Below are 20717 nucleotides of genomic sequence, written 5' to 3'. Positions count from 1 at the left end.
TTCGCCGATCGTTTTTTCTGCTTCACTTTGGTTTGCATCGTTGCTTTGGATTTTAAATTTGCTTATTTCGGCGGAAAGATTTTCTATATTTGTTTTGTTTTTGTATGTAATTTCGTTAACTTCGTGTATAGCGTTGTTGATTTGAATTGCTCCTGAAGCCATTTCGTTCATACTTTCGGTGATGATGCGGGTAAGTCCGTCGAGTTTATTCATTTCCGAAGCAACGCCTTCGCCGCCTCTTAGCATTTCTTCGGATCCGGTTTGCACTTCTGTCGTTACCATGTTTATGTCTTTTATTGCGGTAAGTACTTCTTTGCTGCCGTGTTCTTGTTCTTTCATTGCTTCGGTAAGACGATCGCTCATTTCTTTTACTTGTTCAGATAAAGTAAAAATTGCATTAAATTTTTCTTCAACCGTTTTAGAAGAAGCGGAAAGCGTTTCTATTTCGCCGCTTAAGTTTTTAAGTGTTTCGGTTATGCTTTTACCCTGTGCGGAAGATTCTTCGGCAAGTTTGCGGATTTCATCGGCAACAACGGCAAATCCTTTGCCCGCTTCTCCTGCGTGGGCAGCTTCTATTGCAGCATTCATAGCGAGCAAATTCGTTTGACTGGCAATGTGCTGAATAACGCCGGAAGCTTCCATAAGAGCTCCGGATTCTTCTGCAATTTTTGCGGTTACGTTATTTGAAGTTAAAAGCGTTTCTTTACCGTCTCCGGTAGCGCTTGCAAGTGTATTAATAACTTCATCCGTTTTTTCCAGTGTTTGCCCGATAGAAGCAATGTTTGCAACCATTTCTTCTATGGAAGCTGAAGACTGAGCGACGCTTGCCGCTTGTGTTTCGATACTGTTATTAAGCTGTTTTATTGTGCGTACGATTTCTTCGATTGTCGCGGCGGTTTCGGTTACACTGGCAGCTTGTGTTAATGCTTGCTGTTTTACACCGTCGATGTTTGCGCTTATTTGATTTACGGCGCCCGCAGTTTCGGTCATATTACTTGAGAGATCTTCACTGATATGCAGCATAGTATCGGTATTGATGTCGATGTTTTGAATGGATGCACGTATTTTTTCAATGGTTTGGTTAAAATATGAGGACAAATCCGTAATTTCATCGTTGCCGGTTGTGGGCAAGCGCACCGTTAAATCTCCTTCACCTTGCGCTATATTCTGCAGTGCGGACACTACGGTTCGTACGGGTTTTACTATAGTGCTTGCAACAAAGTATATAAAGGTAAGCGTAACGAGTAAGATAATCACGCCGATACCTACCATCTCCCATTTAAGTATATTTACCGTTCCCATAAATTCGTTGCGCGGTGCATTGACGATAACCGTCCAGCCGGTAGTTTTCATCGTTGCATAAGAAGCGATTTTAGCTATACCTTTGTAGTCATAAAAACCGACTGAAGGTTCGTCTATTTCTACAGCCATTTTTTCAAATGCGGCAAGTGAAGCGACGGATGTATCCGTTTTAGCAAGTTCCGATGCGTTAAATTGTGATTCTACCAAACTAAGATTCGTATCTGCGATCGTCGTAGCGGTTAAACCGAGTACGTAACAGTGTCCGGTTTTACCGACAACGATATCGGCAATATCGTTAGACAGCAAACTGCCTTTGATATCGGCAGACAATACTGCAAATACGTTGTGTGCCGCATCGAAAATGGGAACGGCAAGCGTAATTACTAAAGTTCCGTTTGCTCTTTCTATGTACGGTTCCGAAACAAAGCCGGTACCGCCCAAAGCCGTTTGGAACCATTTTCTGTCTTTTACTTTAACGCTGCCGCCTACATAGTAAAAGGTACCGTTCGGATCCGTTACATTTAATTCAAGTATTTTATCGTTTTGCTTTGCTTCTTGTGCCAACACTTTTACTTTTTCTTGATATGAAAACTCATTGCTGTACAGCATGGGCATCCGGGCAATTCCTTCAATAAAACTGAGCAAAATATTGACTTTTTCGTCTATAATAGCCGCCGTATCTATTGCTTTATCGATAAGGTGCGCTTCAACCTTTTCGGTTACCGCTTTACTCGCCGTACGTACGGCAAACAAGCCCTCAATAAGCGACGCTAAAGCAATCAATAACCCGAAGATAATAATTAATTTGTAGCGTAAAGAAAACCTTTTTTGCATAGTGCTCTCCTTTTGTTACCTTTACGGCGGATATTATAATCCTTTTTATGCAAAAGAACAAGTGAAGATTGAACAATTGAACAATAGATAATCGGTAATGCTAACTTGGTAGCGTACCAGCGCCAATCGGTACGCCTGTCATCAGCGCAACGGCAATCGGCGTCTGTCAACAGCTGCCTTGACCAAAAGAGCGTTTTGTGATAAAAATAAACTTCATGCCGTATGCAAATCTTTGTTAGGGAGGTGTTCATGGTACGAATAAGACTGAAAAAATTCGGAACGAAAAAACGTCCTTATTTCCGCATCGTCGTGCAGGATTCCCGAAAACCTCGGGACGGAACGACCATTGAAGAAATAGGCTTGTATCATCCTATTGAAGTCGAAGACAAACAAATTGTGTTCGATGCCGACAGGGTGCGTTATTGGCTCGGCGTAGGAGCTCAGCCGTCCGATACTGTCCGTAAAATACTGAACAAAAAGAATTTTACACGCTAAGCGTACAGGGGACGGATTATGGAAAAAGACTTAATCGAATACATAGCGAAATCTTTAGTTGACGATCCGCAAGCGGTTTCGGTAGAAGAAGCCGAAGGAGAGCGCGGACCGGTAATTCAGCTTAAGGTTGCCGAAAACGATGTCGGTAAAGTCATCGGAAAATACGGACGCATAGCCAAAGCTTTGCGGACGGTGTTAAGCGCAACAGCCGGAAAATCCGGTAAACACTACAGTCTTGATATTTTAGACTGATGGAGCAAACGCTTACAGTCGGAATTATCCGCGCCGTGCACGGTCTTGCGGGTAAAGTAAAAGTGGAAAGTACGTCGGGTGAAACGCAGCATTTTTTTACGTTAACCGATGTTACTTTAAGAAAGGGCGAAAAAGAGATACGGCAACGTATCGAATCCGTTGAAAACGGAACGTCCTATCTTTTGGTAAAATTTAAGGGTATCGATACTCCCGAACAAGCAAAAGCGTTTATGCTTTGGGAAATAGCGGTGCCCCGCAGCATGGCTTGTCCGCTTCGTGCGAACGAGTATTATGCTGAAGATTTAAAAGGCTGTACGCTGCTGTATTACGGCGGTGCACAAACGGAAACAGCGGACTGGCCGCTAGAAGCGGGAGTCGTTACGGGCGTATTGGAAGGCGGAAACGGCGACCTTTTGGAAGTTGCCGTAGCCGAAAGCGTGAATACCGTTGACATCCGTGCGGATAAAAAAGAGGATGCGCAAAAAAAGCGCACGGCTCTTGTTCCTTTTAAAAAGGAGTTTATCGGTGCGGTTGACATTGAGCACGGAACTATTCAGCTGATGCACCTCTGGATTTTGGAGTAAAATCTGTGAAATTCCATGTGCTGACCTTATTTCCTGAAATACTGCAAAGCTTTTTTGAAAATTCAATTATGGCTAAAGCGGTAAAAAAAGGAATAATTGCCTACGAATTGGTGAATATCAGAGACTTTGCCTTTGATAAACACAAAACCTGCGACGACACTCCTTACGGCGGCGGAGCCGGTATGCTTATGATGGCAGAACCGCTTGATGCCGCATTGCGTTCCGTTTTGGGTTTTCCTTCGAAAGTAGTGCCCTTATCTGGCAAGCGTTCAAAGGTAAAACATAAAAAAGGAAAAGCCCGGGTGATATACGTTACCCCGTCGGGCACTCCTTTTACCCAAAAAAAAGCGGCGCAGCTGAGCTTGGAAAAAGAGCTGGTTTTTATTTGCGGAAGATATGAAGGCATAGACCAGCGGATAATCGACAAGTGGGTAGACGATGAAATTTCCATAGGAGATTTTGTTTTGTCTTCCGGAGAAACGGCAGCGCAAGTCGTTATAGATGCGGTGTATCGTTTGATAGACGGCGTTATATCGGCTGAAAGCCTTGCCGACGAAAGTTATTCCGGCGGGTTATTGGAATATCCCCAATACACTAAACCGGAATTGTTCGACGGTAAAAAAGTGCCGAGCGTACTGTTATCCGGAAACCACGAAAAAATCAGAAAATGGCGGCTGAAACAACGCTTAGCCAAAACGCTTGCGGTGCGTCCCGATATGATTGCCGAGGCGCGCAAAGCCGGAATGCTTGATACGGAAGCCGAATTGTGCATTGCGGAAATAACACAAGTACAAGGAGATTGCGATGGATGTAATAAAAACGATTGAAGAATCCCAAAAGCGGGATGTTGCACCCTTTAAAGTGGGCGATACGGTAAAAGTTCATTTTAAGATTATTGAAGGAAAAACCGAACGCGTGCAAGTATACGAGGGTTTGGTATTATGCCTTAAAAACTCCGGAGTGCGCCGCACGTTTACGGTGCGTAAAAACTCATACGGTGTAGGAGTTGAGCGCGTGTTTCCGCTGTATTCTCCGCGTATAGCAAAAGTAGAATTGGTACGGCCCGGAAAAGTGCGCCGCTCAAAACTGTACTATGTACGCGGTAAAATAGGAAAAGGTGCAAAAATACGCGAATTGATCGTTAAAAAAAGCGACTCCGCTTCAAGTGCGGTTTCCAGCGCCGCTCCTGCAGCTGCCGCACCGGCGCAAACGGCTGCACAAGAAAGCTGATAAACCCGTAACAGGCGGCTTGTCGCCGACAGTACCGGATGTTAAACAAAAACGGCTGGGGTTTTGCTCGGAACAATTTTTGAGCGGAACTTTAGCCGTTTTTTTGTTTTAAAGATTTTTGGGACTGCCGTCACGGAGCTGCACCGTTGTCAGAGTTTTGTGTTTCCGCCAGTGTCGGCACTGCCGCTTTTTTTGGCACTTATGATAAGGGTAACCCCTTCAATCCGCTCTACAATGCATTCGCTTCCGGTTTCGATTTCGGCGCCGTCGCCGCTTTGCGCCGTCCACACGGCTCCTTCCGCTTTTACTTGACCTTTTTTATTTTTACGGATGTCTTTTATAACAAAAGCTTTTTTCCCGATAAGGCTGTCGACGTTTGTACGCGTCCGGTACGCATTTAATTTTTTTATTGCAAACGGTCTGGTTAATACAAGTAAAAGGCAGGAAAATATTAAAAACAACAACACTTGATACACCGGACGTATCGGTGCAAATGATATAAAAGTAAGTAAAAGCGCACTCAGCGCAAACCAAACGGTAGTAAGCTGCATACTCATCGCTTCTATAAGCGTAAACAATACTGCACATAAAAACCACACCAGCGGCGCATGTGCTAAAAAGAATTCTTTCATAGTACCAGCATAGCATTTTTTACCGTTTTACGCTATAAAGCTTAAGATGATTTCATTGCAAGAATTGGATAAACTTCCTGTCGCTGAAAAAATACGGTATGCTCATCAAATTCGTAAGAATCTGATGCATGCGGTTATGAAAGCCGATCGGAAAACTGCGCAGGAATTGCAAATTTTTTTCTATTATTTTATTAAAAACGCCGACTTGGGAATTCTTAAGCGAACCGGAGATACATTACGTGCTCTTAAAAATATTATGTTATCCTATAACTCTCTCTATGCGTACCAAGCCGAAGAAGGCGGACTGGATGCCGTAACCGCACATTATAAAGCCGAACGTTATGCGGTAATGTTTGAAAGAGCCGCTTCGGAAAGTGAAATAAGAGCAGTTTATAAAGAATGTTTTGAGGATTATATTGACGGTGCTCAGCGTATATTGGTTAAAACTTCAGGGGATATTTCGGAACGCGTTTTGGAATATATCAATAAGAAATTTACGGATCAGTTATCGATTGAAGAAATCGCAACAGTGTTTCATGTAAATTCGTCTTATTTAATGCGTAAATTTAAAAAAGAAACCGGCAAAAGAAATGACGGTTCTTTGTATTCAATTTATACGTTTTCAAGAAAAATAGGTTCGACGCTCGCCTCGGTCGGGGTGAGCGGTATCTTAGCTGCGATCGGTTTCGTTTCGAGCGCTGCGGTGCAATCGGAACAAGTTGTTGCCAATATCCGAAGGTTGGGAACAGGGGTTCCGTTTTTGGCTGTTATTTTGGAAATTATAGGCATGACTTTTATATGGAATCTCAGCAAGGAAAAAACGGAAGAAATTCAAAAAGCTTTAAGTGAGCGAAATGAAGGGTAGTTGTACTTACTTTTAATAAAGACCTGCCGCCTTGTCGGAAGTACAGGACAGCAGATCTTTAATATTTAGAGAATTTCTTTTAAAATATCTTCTGCATTTACAAATGTATGTTTTTCTTTTTCAAATTTATCTATTATATTTTTATCAACTATATCTTCATACATTTCCGTTAAAGAGCGTTTTATTATTGATGATTTTTTTTCTTCAAAATATTCAGATAAATAATCTACCATTTTTTCTTCTTCTTGATTTATTTTTACGGATACTACTGCCATTTTTTATATACCTCCTCTCGCTTATCCAATGCAATTACATAAATGTTCTCTTTTTCTAAATAAAAAATTGCACGATATTTCCCTTTACGTATTCTATAATAAACTCTTTTTTTATCTTTCGATGTTTTCAGTTGTTTTATGTCAAATAAATCCAGATCTTTTGTTAAGTCTAATGCTATAAATGCATTGTTTAGATGAATGAAAATTTCTTTCGGTAGTAAACCTTTTTTTAGTTTTTTAAGTATTTCATCCAAATACTTTATCATTTTTATATGGTAATACTTTTTTTTATTTTTTACAATATCTAAAATTAGAGGCTGTACACTTAATAAAACCCAGCCGTCTTGTCTAAAACAACAGGACGGCAGGTGTTTTTACCGTTTTAAAAAATCGGTTGCAGTTTTTTATTTTTTATACCCGAAGTCAGGGATTTTTGACCAGCGTTCTTTAAAATAGTGGGCGGCAAGTTTTGGTTTACGGTCCCGTGTAAAAAGTCCTTTTTTATTACCCTGTACGCGTATCAGTCCTTGACTCGTTGCAAAATCCGCAAAATTCCACACTTGTTCACCGATAAAGCAATCCAGTGTATCCGTAACTTTGTGGTTTGTTTTGTAGTACTCCACTTGATACTCTTCGGTAAACATACTGTCCGTTGTATCGTGCAAGCCCATAACAGTGTCCGCTCCGTATTCGGTATACATAAACGGTTTACCTAACGAATTCCAGAATTCCAATTCTTCCCTGCACATTTTTTCGGCAGCTTGCAAATCGGCTCCACATGTATACCATCCGTAATAGCGGTTCAAACAAAAAACATCGCTTAACTTTATAGTGCAGTCTTCTTTATAGTTAACCATTTGCAGGCTGACAAGAGTGCAGGGGCGTTTTTGTGGATCCAGTTCGCGCGCCAAATCAAATAGCGGTTTAAAATATTCGTATGCACCTTTGCTGCCGGTGTCCGCTTCGTTTGCAATACTCCACATAACAACGCATGCATGGTTTTTATCGCGAGCGATTAAGTCTTTAATAACTTCTTTATGGTGACTTTGCGTTCGTATACCGCCTTGTTCAATCGGATCGAAAGTGTTAACGCGCTTACCGTCTTTTAGTGCCGCCCCTCCGCCGAAATTCAAATGTACACCGACAGCTGTCGTTTCATCGATTACAACAATGCCTTCTTCATCGCATAAGCGCATCATTTCTTCGCTGTACGGATAGTGGCTGGTGCGGAAACTGTTTGCCCCTTGCCATTTCATTAAACTGATGTCCTTTGCGTTCATAGGCATGTTTAAACCGCGGCCTGCAGGAAAGGTGTCTTCATGTTTTCCGTAGCCTTTAAAATAAAACGGTTTGTTGTTAATAAGGAATTTATTTCCTTTTACTGCGACGCTGCGGATGCCGTAGGGCAGGGTATAGCGGTCTTCACCGAAGCTGATTTTGACTTCATATAAATACGGTTTAAGCGGTTCCCACAATACCGCATTTTCGATGGTTAATGAACCTTCTGTGCCGGTATTTTCGGTTTGAGCTACACACACACCCTGTTTAGTATATACACCGATTGCCGTATGGGCGCTGCCTTTTGTGTCGATTTTATAATTGATACGGGCTGTGTTATTTTCAAGCGAGCTGGTAAGAGTTATATCGCTTATATAAGCGTCTTTCGGTGTTGTGTACAGTTTAACGGGGCGCGTAATACCGCAATAATTAAAAAAGTCAAAGTTCGGCTTGTTTTGTTTTTTAGTCGGTGTATACGGAAAAAAACTTCCGCCTAATACATTGCTCTCATCTTCTCTTCCTACCGGAAGTGTTGAGTGGTCTATGCGGTTGTCTACTGCAACGGTTAACAGGTTTTCGTCCCGTATAAGGTTTTCGGGTATTTCCGTTTCAAACGGTAAAAATCCGCCTTTATGTTCACACAGCAATGTTCCGTTAACATACACTTTAGCGCTGTGCGTTACTGCTGCGAATCGCAACACGATACGTTGAGTTTTTAGATAAGCGGGTATGTTTAAATCACGTTGGTAAAAAACCCATCCGTAATGATCTCTTAAATCCGCACTTTCTTTAATATCGTTGTAAGAAGAGGGAACCGGCATAAGTTGTGCATCATCCAATGTTTTTTCGTACCATTTTTTTTCAAATCCGCTGCCGTCGTCAAGTTTAAAGCGCCACGTACCGCTTAAATCGATAAGCATGCGAGACTGTGTCAGTATGGGATATAACATAAGTTTCTCCTATAAAAAATTTTGCAAGCATCTTGTGCCGGCATTAAATGTTTTCTTTTGCAGCTTTTTCTTTAATAGCTGCAATTTCTTCTTGTATTTGAGCCATTTTTGCTTTGGTGAGCGGGTAAAATTTCATAGCGATTAGGTTGCATACAAGACCTATAATCAATAAACCGTACATAGAAAAAACGCCGACGAATTTTAACTGTCCCGTTAATGCGGTATTAATGTCCGGCAGTTTATCTTTAAAACCGATTGCGGCACACATAACGCCTATAATGGTTGCGCCCAAAGAAGAGATGATTTTATCTACGGAACTGAACAAAGTACCCATAAGACCGGGAACGTAGCGTCCCGAACGGTATACTTCATAATCGGCACAGTCTGCGGTCATCGGAATGACGATATTGCCCGATACTGCGGTAAAGCCTTTCATACACAAATATAACAATACAAAGGCTACAGTAAAGAAATTCCAGCCTGAAAAACCTTCAACACCGGGGAACGACAAATCGGTCGGATTGCCTGCATAAAATAAAATTATTTGTAAAACACAAGTAATAATACCTCCTATGGTGCCGAACAGCATAGCTTTGCGCTGCCCGAGTTTGGTAGCAATATAACCTGCGCCGAAAAATAAAAACAACATAGTAGGAATTGCCGTATACGCTGCAATTGCACCTGCCAAAGCAAAGTTACCGCAAATGATGGCAAAAATCATTACCAAAACCGTTCCGTTTGCTTGCGTTATTAAAGCCAATTTGTCGGTACTTGCCGATATTACCAGCATTTGAATGGCTCTGTTGTTTTTTAATACGTCCCAATAATCTTTAAAACCGACTTTTATTGCTTTACCTGTTCCAAAATATTCGCATCTGTCTTTTGAAGCTATGGAAATAACGGCGAGAATGGTAAGCAGTGCAGATAGGGGAGCGGTAATGCGCCATGCGCTCATAAAAAACATATCCGTAAAACCACCGTATCTTTTTGCAAAAATACCGGTAAAAAGAATAGGCATCACTGAAAACAATAAGGTGTTGTATATACCGTCAAAAATTGAAAACAAGGGGCGTTGTTTCGGGTCGTTGGTAAGACAGGTTTGAGCCGCTTTGGTTACAACGCACTGAAGCGTGTAGCCGATAATGTAAATCATATATATAAAAACAAAAAAGATAAATCGTGCACTTTCAGGCAGTTTATGTGTTACGGCAATCATAATAAAGCTGGTTAGTGCCAATATGATGTTCCCGATAACCATAAACGGGCGGTTTTTACCGAATTTTCCGTTCGTTTTATCAACTATGTATCCGATAAACGGATCGGTAACGGCGTCCCATATACGCATGGAAGTGATTAATGTGGAAGCCAAAACTACTCCTACTCCAACAAAACCGGTTAAATAATAGGCTATAAAATTCATAAAAAACAAATATAGATTTGTAGCCGTGTTGTTTAAAGCAAACCCGCCGACTTGCCAAAGCCGTGCACGGTGAATACCTTTTGCTTCTGTTTGATTATTCATAAAAATCCTCCGTAAACACAGTATAAACCTGTTTTAAAATTCTATACTAGAATAATTTTTATTGATTTTAGCACTGTATTATGTTAGTTTATTATTATCTATTTGCCGGCAGATGCGGTCTATAAGGAGGTATTTTAATGCACACGGATACACCTATGCAAAAACATACCGATTTTGAGCATTCGGAACTGTATAAATCGGTTGTTGAATCTCGTTACGAAGCGGAAACACAGCTTATTCAAGCCGTAGCAGCCGGCAATACGGAAAAAGCGCTTACTTTTTATAAACGTATTATGCACTATGGAATAGAGCCGCGCACAAACGATGTGCTGCGTAACAGTAAAAATATGTATATTATTTTAAATACTTTGCTTCGAAAAAGCGTTCAAACGGCTTGCATCCATCCGTTATACATAGACCGGCTTTCTACCCGCTTAGCAAAACAAATCGAAACTGCATCCAAGTCACAACTTGAGTTTATGCCGGCACAGATGATTCGCAGTTATTGTGCTTTAGTTCGCAGTTGTTCACGTTTACCGTATTCGCCGATAATCCGTTCTTGTTTGGATTATATTGACTTTCATTATAACGAAGAATTGACGCTGTGCGTTTTATCTAAACAATGTGCCGTTACCAAGTGTTATTTATCCGCACTTTTTCGAAAAGAAGTTAACGTAACGCTTACGGATTACATTACCCGGGTGCGTTTACAAAAAGCGTTGGATTTTTTAAATACAAAAACTTCATCCATACAGGAAATAGCCTTTGACTGCGGTTTTAACGATCCCAATTATTTTACACGGATGTTTAAACGCGTGTACGGCTACGCTCCCAGTGCATATCGAAAACAACGTTTAACAGGGTAGTGATTTTAGCCTGTTTTATTTTAACAGCTTCCGGAAGCACCGCCTCTGTCATGTTCCTAAAATTCTTTCGCGCATATATTACGTAATATACGCTTATAGCAAGTGAATTGAGTACCCATGAAAGCGGGAAGCTTGCCAAAATATACAGTAAATCGTTGTTATGCGGCACGGCAAACAGTATCCACGCTATGCGCGTACCGCATGCGCTGATAAGCGTTATAAGCATGGCGGTAAAGGTTTTACCCGTTCCTCTGATTGTGCCGGCAAACAAATCGCCGAACAAGTCGCAAACATAAAAGGGTGCTATAAAATGCAGTATGCGTACTGTGACGGGAATTATATTGTAGTCGGATGCGCTTATAAATAATTTTGCCAATGTGCCGCCGTACAGATACAAAACGGCGCTTATAATCGCTATCGTACAAATATTTATGAGGGCGCCGTAGAGCGTTCCTCTTTTTATTCTGCCGAATTTATGCGCGCCGTAGTTTTGGGCGGAAAAAACCGAAACGGCGGAAGCTAAGGAAGATGAAGCAATCCATACTAAAAAATCCATTTTGCCGCACAAAGCCCACGCCGCAATGTTGTCGGTGCCGGTGGTGTTTATACTCGATTGTATAAATAGGTTTGCCAAAGGGTACACCGCCGACTGAATGCCTACCGGAAATCCGAGCTGCACAATGCGTTTAAGTATTGCAGCATTGCATCCTATTTTGTGTTTGTGCAGCATACCGGCTGGCACACCCGTTATAGCGTCCGAAACACATGCCGTATCGGTTGGAACACCCACTATGCCGGCAAATTTTGATTTTATGACGATTGTACAAACCGCTGCCGCACTGAGCGCTTGCGATACGGCGGTAGATGCAGCCGCTCCTAAAATATTCCATTTTAGATAAACTATAAAAATCAAATCCAAAACGATATTGAGTACGCACGAACCGATTAAAATATACAGCGGCGTTTTTGAATCTCCCAGCGCGCGCAATATAGCCGATCCGATATTGTAAAGCATCATCCCCGCAAAGCCTGCAAAATATATTTGCACGTAAGTTAAAGCAAAAGGGTACAGGTCTTGCGGAACCGCTATTGAGTTGAGCACGTACGGTGCGGCAAAAAAGCCTGCTGCCGATAAAACCAATCCGCCTGCAAGTGCAAACAACAATGAAGTTTGAATCGTCTGTGCCAATTTGCCGTTTTCTTTTGCACCGTAATATTGCGAAATGATAACGGCGGCTCCCGTGGCAAAGCCGGTAAAAAAGAGTACCGGAAGCCGCAATAAAGCATGTACCGAATCTATTGCGGCTAAGCCGATTTTTCCCGTGTATTTTCCGATAATGACGGCATCTGCCGTTGTGTACAGTTGCTGCAGTATATTCCCTGCAAGAATAGGCAGTACAAACAAAAAAAGTTTTTTGCCTATCGCACCTTCGGTAAAGTCGATGTTTTGTACGGATTTTTCCATCGCTCTCCTTTCGAATGTTTAACGCTTGCCGAATTTTTCTATATAACCGAAAATAAAGATTACAAACACAATTGCAGGCAATATCCAGCTGATATAAAAACGTAACGCTTTGGGGAAGCGCACGCCTTCTCCTGCGTCCGCTTCGGCAATAAATTTATCCCAGCCCCAGCCGATTTTGTGGCAGCAAAAAAGCAAAAACACCATTGAGCCCAGCGGTAAAATATTGTTGCTGACGATAAAATCTTCGGCGTCTAAAATGCTGCTGCCTTTTCCCAAAGGTTGAATGCCGGAAAGCAAGTTAAAACCGAGCGCACAGGGTACCGACAAAATGCCGATGAGTACGGCGTTTACAATCGAAGCTTTGGCGCGGCTCCAATGCAAAATGTCTATTGCATATGAAACAATGTTTTCAAATACGGCTATAACGGTTGTCATTGCGGCAAAACTCATGAAGATAAAAAATAAAGAACCCCACAGTCTGCCCCACGGCAGTACGTTGAATATGTTTGGCAGGGTTACAAATACCAAGCCGGGACCGGAGCCTGCATCTATGCCGAATGCGGCGCTTGCAGGGAAGATAATCAAACCTGCCATAAAAGCTGCAAGAGTGTCTAAGCCGAGGATATGAAGCGATTCGCCGGTTAAGCTGCGTTTTTTATCGATGTAGCTTCCGAAAATCGTCATAGCTCCGATGCCGAGGCTGAGCGTAAAAAAGGCTTGCCCCATAGCGGCATATACGGCTTCTGCAAAGCCGTGTTCGATCATGCGTTTAAAATCGGGTTTTAAATAAAAAGCGATGCCTTTTGAAGCTCCGGGTAAAGTAACGGAGCGGATAACCAGCAAGAGCATGATGATAAATAAAAAGGACATCATAATTTTAGCTACGCGTTCTACGCCGTTGCGCAGTCCGCCTGAACACACGGTAAAACCGAGGGCTACCGTTATAAACATCCACAGCAGCATGGATGAAGGATTGTTCAATAAAGCGCCGAAAAAGTTTCCTACTTGTTCGGGAGTTAAACCGCTTAAATTACCTTTTGCCGTTGCAACAAAGTAGTACAGCATCCAACCGGCAACGGTTGTATAAAACATCATCAAAAGGTAATTACCGGCTATGGCAATGTAGCCGAAAATGTGCCATTTGCTGCCTGCCGGTTCAAGTTTATAAAAAGCGCCGGCAACATTTTGGCGTGAACAGCGTCCGATTGCAAATTCCATAATGATAACGGGCAAACCCAAGACGATTAAAAAAACAAGATAGAGCATAACAAAGGCGCCGCCGCCGTACAATCCGGTAATGTAGGGAAAACGCCACACGTTTCCCAATCCGATTGCGCACCCGGCCGACAAAAATAAAAAGCCCAGTCTGCTTGCCAAGGTTTCCCGTTGTGTTTGACCGTTCACTGTTTTTGTTTCCTCTCTTAAAAAAATATGAGCACAGTATACAGGAGTTTGCATAAATATGTAAATAAGAGCGTGGAAAAATTATATTTTGCAGGACAGTTCCCTTATCCGTCCAAGTGTGATATAATATGTGCAGTTGTATCACGGATTAAAAGAAACCATAACAAGGAGAACATGTATGACAAACTCTAACAAAAAGACTTTTGCCTTTACACTCACGGGAGCTGCGCCGCTTATTATATCTGCAGTGCTGACTTTTGCCGTTTTGACGATTTTTAGTGCATGCCCCAACAATGCCGGCGGTTCAGGCAATAACACGGGTTCCGGTAGCTCCGGCGGCGGAGGGGTAACACCTCCTGCTCCTTCAACCGATAAAACGTACACGGTAGACGGGGTAAGCTTTACGCTAAAAAACATAGACGCCGTATCAGGCAAAAATATCGGGCACACCGATCAAGGCGATAACCCGCCGCATCCGGTAAGTATTTCCGCCTATTACATCGGCGAAACCGAAGTAACACAGGAACTGTGGAGTAAAGTGATGAGCGGCAATCCGAGTAACTTTACGGGCAAGCCTAAAAATCCGGTAGAAAAAGTTAGCTGGCTGAATTGTATTGTCTTTTGCAACGAGCTGACCAAAAAAGTGACTGAATTGGGTGCAGGCGAATGCGTGTATTACAAGGATGCTGCGTTTACCACCGCATATACGGCAGCGGATGCCGCAAGCAACACTATTCCGCATGCAAAATGGACTGCGAAAGGATTCCGTTTGCCGACCGAAGCCGAGTGGGAATGGGCTGCCCTCGGCGGTACACAAAATAAATGGGCGGGAACGAACGAAAAAGCGCAGTTGAAAAACTATGCGTGGTACGTCAATACTGACGGAGGAGATGCAAACAATACGACACACGAAGTAGGCACAAAAACTGCAAACGGCTACGGTTTACGCGATATGAGCGGGAACGTACAGGAATGGTGTTGGGATATATACGATAACCCCCTGCCTAATCCGCTGCCGTCTGACTATACCGGCGCTGCTAGCGGTACCGACCGCGTTGCTCGCGGAGGTAATTGGGGCGTTGGCTCGAATGAAGCGGCTTGTTCCAACCGAGCGGCTGCTGACCAAACAGCTTCAGGCGCCAGCGAAAATATCGGCTTGCGCGTAGTGCGCCGCCTTTAAATTCGGAGGTTCTGATGAGTACGCATATCGCGGCAAAAGAAGGACAAATCGCACAAACGGTGCTGCTGCCGGGGGATCCGCTTCGCGCGCAGTTTATAGCCGAAACGTTTTTGGAAGGCGCCGAATGCTACAACAAAGTGCGCGGCATGTTCGGTTTTACGGGAACGTACAAAGGAAAGCGCATTTCCGTTCAGGGAACGGGTATGGGGCAGCCGTCGCTGTCGATTTACGTGAACGAGCTGTTTCAGTTTTACGGCGTACAAAACGCAATCCGCGTGGGAACCTGCGGCGCCGTTCATACGAGTACAAAAGTGCGCGACGTTATTCTCGCTTCGAGTGCATGCACCGATTCATCTTTGATGACCCAGCGCTTCGGTTCTTTGCACTTTGCACCGACGGCGAATTTTGAACTGCTCGAAAAAGCGCGCTCGGTTGCACTCGAAAAAAAAGTTGCGCACCACGTAGGCTCGGTTGCTTCGAGCGATTTGTTTTATGACGAAAACGAAAACTGGAAGCTGTGGGCGCGCTACGGCGTTTTGGGTATCGAAATGGAAGCTGGCGAACTGTACACGCTTGCGGCAAAATTCGGCAAAAAAGCGCTTGCAATCCTTACCGTGTCCGACCACATCGCAACCGGAGAAACAACATCTTCCGAAGAACGCCAACTTACGTTTAAACAAATGATGGAAATCGCACTGGAAACCGCCGCGGCAGTAACGGATTGAGGCAATAATAGCGGCAATATTGGAAAACACTGTGTATGAAAAACCGAATATTTTCTGCACAGTGTTTTTTTATCGTGTTTTATATAAAATTAAAATTTATAATAAACCTATAATGAGTACTGAAGGAAAAAAGATCTTTTTAATCGGTAAAGACGGTATACAAAAAGATAAAACTCAAAATATAGATAGTATTTTTTTTAACGAAAAAAACGGATTATATGAAATCCGATTTATAGGATCCGAAGGTGTCTATACATATAAAAAAAATAATGTCAAAATTATTACAAATTGCTTACAGAGTAAAAATTCTTTTTCTGTTTTTACATATCTTAAAGAAATAGCTCAATGCTGCGGCCTGGAAAATGAAGAGGGGCAAAACCTTCTTAAAAAATATTTTGAAAAAATCAATTTTATAGAAGATAAAACTGTTTTATCTTCTTATCTAAATCCTGGATCTGTCCGTTTAAAAAAATATAAACCCAATAGTTTAATTTTTCCTTTCGGCTGTAATAACAGTCAGTATACTGCGGTACAAAATGCTTTGGAAAATTCTTTAAGTATTATTCAAGGACCTCCGGGAACGGGCAAAACACAAACAATATTGAATATTATTGCAAATTTATTGATAAAAAATAAAACCGTATTAGTTGTTTCCAATAATAATGCTGCGACGGCAAATATATTAGATAAATTGTCGGCAGAACAAAATGGATTGGATTTTATATGTGCAAGTCTTGGAAAAAAAGAAAATGCGGATAGTTTTTTCAAATCGCAAAACGGTAAATATCCGGAAAAATTACACTGTTGGGATTTTAAAGATGAACAAATACCTTCTGCCGATCTTATCTATAATGAATGTATAAAGTTGCGAAAGCTTTATGACTTCCAAGAACGTATTTCCGAAATAAAAAGTGAATTATCTCAAATTAAGACGGAAAAAGAATATTTTGCTTTGCATAATTCTACTTTGAATATTTATAAGAATTTGAAAATAAAAAAACTAAGTTCAAATACAATTATAACTTTATGGCAGCGTATTCAAAAGTATTTATCCGGAGAAATCCCGTTCTTTATTTTATTTAAATTGGAACTTTTCTTAAAATATAGAATAGGCAACCTAAAATTCTGGAATACCGATGTAACGGCGGTGATTGTTTTGTTAAAAGAAATATATTATGTGCAAAAACGATCCGAATTAACCGAAGAATTAGAAATTAAAGAAAAGTTTTGTGATGAATTCTCTCTCAAAGATGTATATACCGACTCATTAAAGTATTTACAGAATTATATATATAAAAAATACTGCAAAGATAATCGCAAAATTTTTTCTGCTGCCGATTTTCAAAATAACTTTAAACAATTTCAATATGAATACCCTATAGTGCTAAGTACTACCTTTTCAGCAAGAAATTGCTTACCATATTATAATAATACTGTTTTATACGACTATTTAATCATAGATGAAGCAAGCCAAGTCGATATTGTAACCGGAGCAATTGCATTATCTTGTGCAAAAAATGCCGTTATTGTCGGAGATAAAATGCAATTACCGAATGTCGTTAACGACTTTATAAAAAAGCAAACCGACACCATCTTCAATTCATATTCACTTAATGAAGGATATAGGTTCGACCACAGCTTTTTGGAATCCGTTGAACGAATTATTCCTGATGTGCCGCAAACTTTACTTAGGGAACATTATCGTTGTCATCCGAAAATTATTAATTTTTGTAATCAAAAATTTTATAATAATCAGCTTTTAATAATGACTGAAGATAAAGGAGAGCAGGACGTACTTAAAGCTATAAAAACCGTTCCCGGAAACCATTGTACGGACAGATACAATCAGCGTCAAATCGATGTTATTAAAAATGAAATATTGCCTGAATTACAACATATTAATAGAGATGATATAGGGATTATCGCACCTTATAGAAACCAAACGGAGCATATTAATACGGATATTGATACTATTGAAGGAGATACCGTACATAAATTTCAAGGAAGAGAAAAAGATACTATAATTATTTCTACCGTTGATAATGAAATAACCGATTTTAGCGATGACACAAAATTATTGAATGTTGCGATTTCTCGAGCAAAAAAACGCTTGTATATTGTATTGTCCGGTAATGAACAAAGCGAAAATACCAATATTATGGATTTAATAAAATATATTGAATACAACAATTTTACAATCCGGCAAAGTAACATTGTATCTGTCTTTGATTATCTTTATAAACAATATACCGAACAACGGCTTGAATTACTTAAAAATATCGAAAATATTTCAAAATATCCTTCCGAAAACATCGCATATTATGTATTAAAAAATATTTGTAAAAAAAACGAGTTTTCACATCTCGATGTTATTTTCGAAATGCCTCTTCGTGAATTGATAAAGACTGACTCTTTGTGTTTGTTGACGCGGGAAGAAAAGGCTTATGTTCTCAATAAACTTACACATACGGATTTTTTAATTTATAAAAAATTGACAAAGCAATTCGTTTGTGCAATAGAACTGGATGGATATTCATTTCATAAAAGAGGAACAAAACAAGCCGAACGCGATACGAAAAAAGATCGTATATTTGCAGTTATCGGACTACCTTTTACAAGAATATCTACTAAAGAAAGCGATGTAGAGAATAAAGTTATAACTTTTTTGAGAAGCTTGTCAAGCAATTGATATTTTTTACTTGACAATATCCTTTTTCACGCCTTATCATTGAAAGAATAAGGAATAGGAATAAAGGAGCGTTCTCATGGATTTTACAACGAGTCAAATTCGCAATATTACCCTTGCCGGGCACGGCCAAACCGGAAAAACCACCTTTTTTGAACACTTGCTCTATGCAGGCTCAAGCATTTCCAAGCCGGAAAGCACGGAATCGGGAAAGACGGTCAGCGACAATTCTCCCGAAGAAATCGAGCGGAAGATTTCGATATACGCGTCCCTTGCTCATATTACATGGAAAAATATCAATATAAACGTGTGGGATACGCCCGGTTCTTCGGATTTTGCAGGCGAAGTTATCGCGGCGTTCCGCTCGACCGAATCGGCTCTTATGCTCATAGACGGAAGAAGCGGTGCACAAATAGAAACGGTTAAACTGTGGCGGGATCTTGACCGGCGCAATAAGCCCCGCATGATTTTTATCAACCGCTGCGAAGAAGACAGAACCGATATGGCTGCCGTTTTAAAAGATATCCGTGAAAAGTTTAAAGTCGAAGTGTGCCCCGTTACGATTCCGATCGGCAAGGGCGCATCCTATAAAGGTGTTATCGACGTACTGCAGGGAAAGGCATACCTTGTTCCCGCTGCGGGGCAAAAAGAAAGCGCTTCGGAGATTCCGGATGCGTATAAGGCAGATTACGAAAATGCGCGTGCCGTGCTTGCAGGAGCTGCCGCCGAAGGCGATGACGATTTATTGGTTAAATTTATAGATGACGGTGAATTAACAAACGAAGAAATAGAGCGCGGTCTTAAAATAGCCGTGCAAAACAATAGAGTAGTGCCCGCCTTTGCAGGAAGCACTATACAAAGTTCCGGTTTTGTGCCGCTGATGGACTTTATTACAGAAATTGCACCGGATCCCGAACACGCTTTGGAAACCGCCGCCGGCACCGACGGTAAAACGGCTGCAGTAAAGATTTCTTCTGACGGAACAATGAGCGCTTTGGTGGTTAAAACCGCAAGCGATCAGTTTTCCGGCCGCTTGTCGTATATAAAGGTAATAAACGGAACGTTGAATGCAGATACCGAAGTGTACAATATAAGGGAAAAGCGTAAAGAAAAGGTCGGCAAATTGTACCGCTGTTTGGGCAAAAAGCTGGAAGAGGTAAAAGCGCTGTGCGCAGGCGACATAGGCATTGCCGCAAAACTGTCTTTTACCCGTACCGGCGATACCCTTGCCGCCGCTTCGGATACATTGCCTTTTGTGCGCCTTCGCCATCCTGAGCCGGTGTATTCAATGGCGGTTTCGGCAAAAGAAAAACGCGACGAAGACAAGATGAGCGAAATGCTTGCCCGCATTGCCGAAGACGACAGAACGCTTTTTTATAAATACAATCCGGAAACAAAGCAAAATGTCGTTTCGGGCATGGGCGAGCTGCACATCAATATTACGCTCGATAAAATCAAAAGTCAAACAAAAATCAATATAGAAACAGCCGTGCCGCGCGTTGCCTACCGCGAAACGGTGCAGCGAAAAGCGCAAGCTGAATACACGCACAAAAAACAATCCGGCGGACACGGTCAATATGCGCGCGTTGTGCTGTCAGTACAAGCTTTGGCGCGCGGCGGAACGTATAAATTTACAAACGCCGTATTCGGCGGTGCCATATCCAAAAGCTATATTCCGGGCGTTGAAAAGGGTGTAAAAGAAGCTATGGAACACGGTGTTTTAGCCGGATACCCCGTTACGGATGTGGAAACAACTGTTCTTGACGGAAAAGAACACCCGGTAGATTCTTCGGAATTGGCTTTTAAAATTGCCGCGCGCAACGCATTCCGCGACGCAATGAGGGCAGCCGGTCCTATTTTACTTGAACCGATTATGAATATAACCGTTTGGGTGGAATCAAAGTATTTGGGCGATATTATGTCGGATTTATCTTCAAAACGCGGTCGTATTTTAGGACAAACACCTATCGGCGGTGGTATAGAAGAAATCCGTGCGCAAGTACCGCAAGCCGAACTTTTAAAGTATGCTATCGATTTACGCTCGATGACCAGCGGTACGGGCAGCTTCGAAACTTCGTTCGACCACTATGACCCCATAAGCGGTAAAATCGCCGACGAAGTTATTGCCGCCGCAAAAGAATTTATTACAGTTGCTTCCGGCGAGGATTAGGC

18 protein-coding genes and 1 pseudogene are annotated in these 20717 nt (G+C 41.8%); 11 read left to right on the top strand and 8 right to left on the bottom strand.

The window, feature by feature from the left end; genetic code table 11:
• Nucleotides 1-48 precede the first annotated feature (48 nt).
• A pseudogene (locus HMPREF9193_RS09190) lies at nt 49-2136 on the bottom strand (methyl-accepting chemotaxis protein); the annotation flags it as partial.
• 249 nt (nt 2137-2385) lie between these two features.
• Between HMPREF9193_RS09190 and rpsP the strand changes: the two are divergent.
• Genes rpsP through rplS form a run of 5 tightly spaced genes read left to right on the top strand, consistent with a single transcriptional unit; the run spans nt 2386 to nt 4697 of the window.
• Nucleotides 2386-2631 carry a 30S ribosomal protein S16 gene (gene rpsP / locus HMPREF9193_RS09185; RefSeq protein WP_040848070.1) on the top strand — a complete coding sequence of 82 codons (246 nt, stop codon included), beginning with the start codon at nt 2386-2388 and terminating at the stop codon, nt 2629-2631.
• 18 nt (nt 2632-2649) lie between these two features.
• Nucleotides 2650-2883, top strand: coding sequence for a KH domain-containing protein (locus HMPREF9193_RS09180; RefSeq protein ID WP_021687849.1), 234 nt, complete (start codon nt 2650-2652; stop codon nt 2881-2883).
• A complete protein-coding gene (rimM, locus tag HMPREF9193_RS09175) occupies nt 2883-3467 on the top strand; it encodes a ribosome maturation factor RimM (RefSeq protein WP_021687848.1) in 585 nt (194 codons plus the stop codon). The genes HMPREF9193_RS09180 and rimM overlap by 1 nt, the downstream gene beginning before the upstream one ends.
• Nucleotides 3468-3472: 5 nt before the next feature.
• A complete protein-coding gene (trmD, locus tag HMPREF9193_RS09170) occupies nt 3473-4294 on the top strand; it encodes a tRNA (guanosine(37)-N1)-methyltransferase TrmD (protein ID WP_021687847.1) in 822 nt (273 codons plus the stop codon).
• Nucleotides 4272-4697, top strand: coding sequence for a 50S ribosomal protein L19 (rplS, locus tag HMPREF9193_RS09165; RefSeq protein ID WP_021687846.1), 426 nt, complete (start codon nt 4272-4274; stop codon nt 4695-4697). The genes trmD and rplS overlap by 23 nt, the downstream gene beginning before the upstream one ends.
• A gap of 149 nt (nt 4698-4846) precedes the next feature.
• Here rplS and HMPREF9193_RS09160 read toward each other — a convergent pair whose 3' ends face one another.
• Nucleotides 4847-5329 carry an NfeD family protein gene (locus HMPREF9193_RS09160; protein ID WP_021687845.1) on the bottom strand — a complete coding sequence of 161 codons (483 nt, stop codon included), beginning with the start codon at nt 5327-5329 and terminating at the stop codon, nt 4847-4849.
• Between the two features lie 46 nt (nt 5330-5375).
• Between HMPREF9193_RS09160 and HMPREF9193_RS09155 the strand changes: the two genes are divergently transcribed.
• On the top strand, nt 5376-6194 hold the full coding sequence (locus HMPREF9193_RS09155) for an MFS transporter (protein WP_021687844.1): 819 nt from the start codon (nt 5376-5378) through the stop codon (nt 6192-6194).
• A gap of 65 nt (nt 6195-6259) precedes the next feature.
• Here HMPREF9193_RS09155 and HMPREF9193_RS09150 read toward each other — a convergent pair whose 3' ends face one another.
• The 4 genes from HMPREF9193_RS09150 to HMPREF9193_RS09135 form a co-directional block, all read right to left on the bottom strand.
• Nucleotides 6260-6469, bottom strand: coding sequence for a DUF6290 family protein (locus tag HMPREF9193_RS09150; RefSeq protein ID WP_021687843.1), 210 nt, complete (start codon nt 6467-6469; stop codon nt 6260-6262).
• A complete protein-coding gene (locus tag HMPREF9193_RS09145) occupies nt 6460-6735 on the bottom strand; it encodes a type II toxin-antitoxin system RelE family toxin (protein WP_021687842.1) in 276 nt (91 codons plus the stop codon). The genes HMPREF9193_RS09150 and HMPREF9193_RS09145 overlap by 10 nt, the downstream gene beginning before the upstream one ends.
• 138 nt (nt 6736-6873) lie before the next feature.
• A complete protein-coding gene (gene uidA, locus HMPREF9193_RS09140) occupies nt 6874-8697 on the bottom strand; it encodes a beta-glucuronidase (protein WP_040848065.1) in 1824 nt (607 codons plus the stop codon).
• Between the two features lie 43 nt (nt 8698-8740).
• A complete protein-coding gene (locus HMPREF9193_RS09135) occupies nt 8741-10219 on the bottom strand; it encodes an MFS transporter (RefSeq protein ID WP_021687840.1) in 1479 nt (492 codons plus the stop codon).
• Between the two features lie 137 nt (nt 10220-10356).
• Here HMPREF9193_RS09135 and HMPREF9193_RS09130 point away from each other — a divergent pair, with 137 nt between their 5' ends.
• Entirely contained in the window at nt 10357-11085 is a 729-nt protein-coding gene (locus tag HMPREF9193_RS09130; protein WP_051306055.1) for a helix-turn-helix domain-containing protein, read from the top strand.
• On the opposite strand, the gene HMPREF9193_RS09125 is transcribed toward HMPREF9193_RS09130, so the two are convergent.
• Nucleotides 11027-12550: an MATE family efflux transporter gene (locus HMPREF9193_RS09125; protein ID WP_021687838.1), complete on the bottom strand. Its 1524-nt coding sequence runs from the start codon at nt 12548-12550 to the stop codon at nt 11027-11029. The genes HMPREF9193_RS09130 and HMPREF9193_RS09125 overlap by 59 nt on opposite strands.
• 18 nt (nt 12551-12568) lie before the next feature.
• On the bottom strand, nt 12569-13954 hold the full coding sequence (locus HMPREF9193_RS09120) for a sodium-dependent transporter (protein ID WP_040848063.1): 1386 nt from the start codon (nt 13952-13954) through the stop codon (nt 12569-12571).
• A gap of 178 nt (nt 13955-14132) precedes the next feature.
• Between HMPREF9193_RS09120 and HMPREF9193_RS09115 the strand changes: the two genes are divergently transcribed.
• The 4 genes from HMPREF9193_RS09115 to fusA all read left to right on the top strand — a co-directional run bounded on the left by HMPREF9193_RS09115 (nt 14133) and on the right by fusA (nt 20715).
• Complete coding sequence (locus HMPREF9193_RS09115; RefSeq protein ID WP_021687836.1) at nt 14133-15134, top strand: formylglycine-generating enzyme family protein; 1002 nt, start codon at nt 14133-14135, stop codon at nt 15132-15134.
• A gap of 14 nt (nt 15135-15148) precedes the next feature.
• Nucleotides 15149-15859, top strand: a complete 711-nt coding sequence (gene deoD, locus HMPREF9193_RS09110; protein ID WP_021687835.1) for a purine-nucleoside phosphorylase — start codon at nt 15149-15151, stop codon at nt 15857-15859.
• Nucleotides 15860-15971: 112 nt separating this feature from the next.
• Complete coding sequence (locus HMPREF9193_RS09105) at nt 15972-18548, top strand: AAA domain-containing protein (RefSeq protein ID WP_021687834.1); 2577 nt, start codon at nt 15972-15974, stop codon at nt 18546-18548.
• A gap of 76 nt (nt 18549-18624) precedes the next feature.
• Nucleotides 18625-20715: an elongation factor G gene (fusA, locus tag HMPREF9193_RS09100; RefSeq protein WP_021687833.1), complete on the top strand. Its 2091-nt coding sequence runs from the start codon at nt 18625-18627 to the stop codon at nt 20713-20715.
• Nucleotides 20716-20717 lie beyond the last annotated feature (2 nt).

It is taken from the genome of Treponema lecithinolyticum ATCC 700332 (assembly GCA_000468055.1).
GTDB lineage: Bacteria > Spirochaetota > Spirochaetia > Treponematales > Treponemataceae > Treponema_C > Treponema_C lecithinolyticum.
The sequence above is the reverse complement of the archived record's forward strand: the minus strand, read 5'-3'. Positions and strand labels throughout refer to the sequence as shown.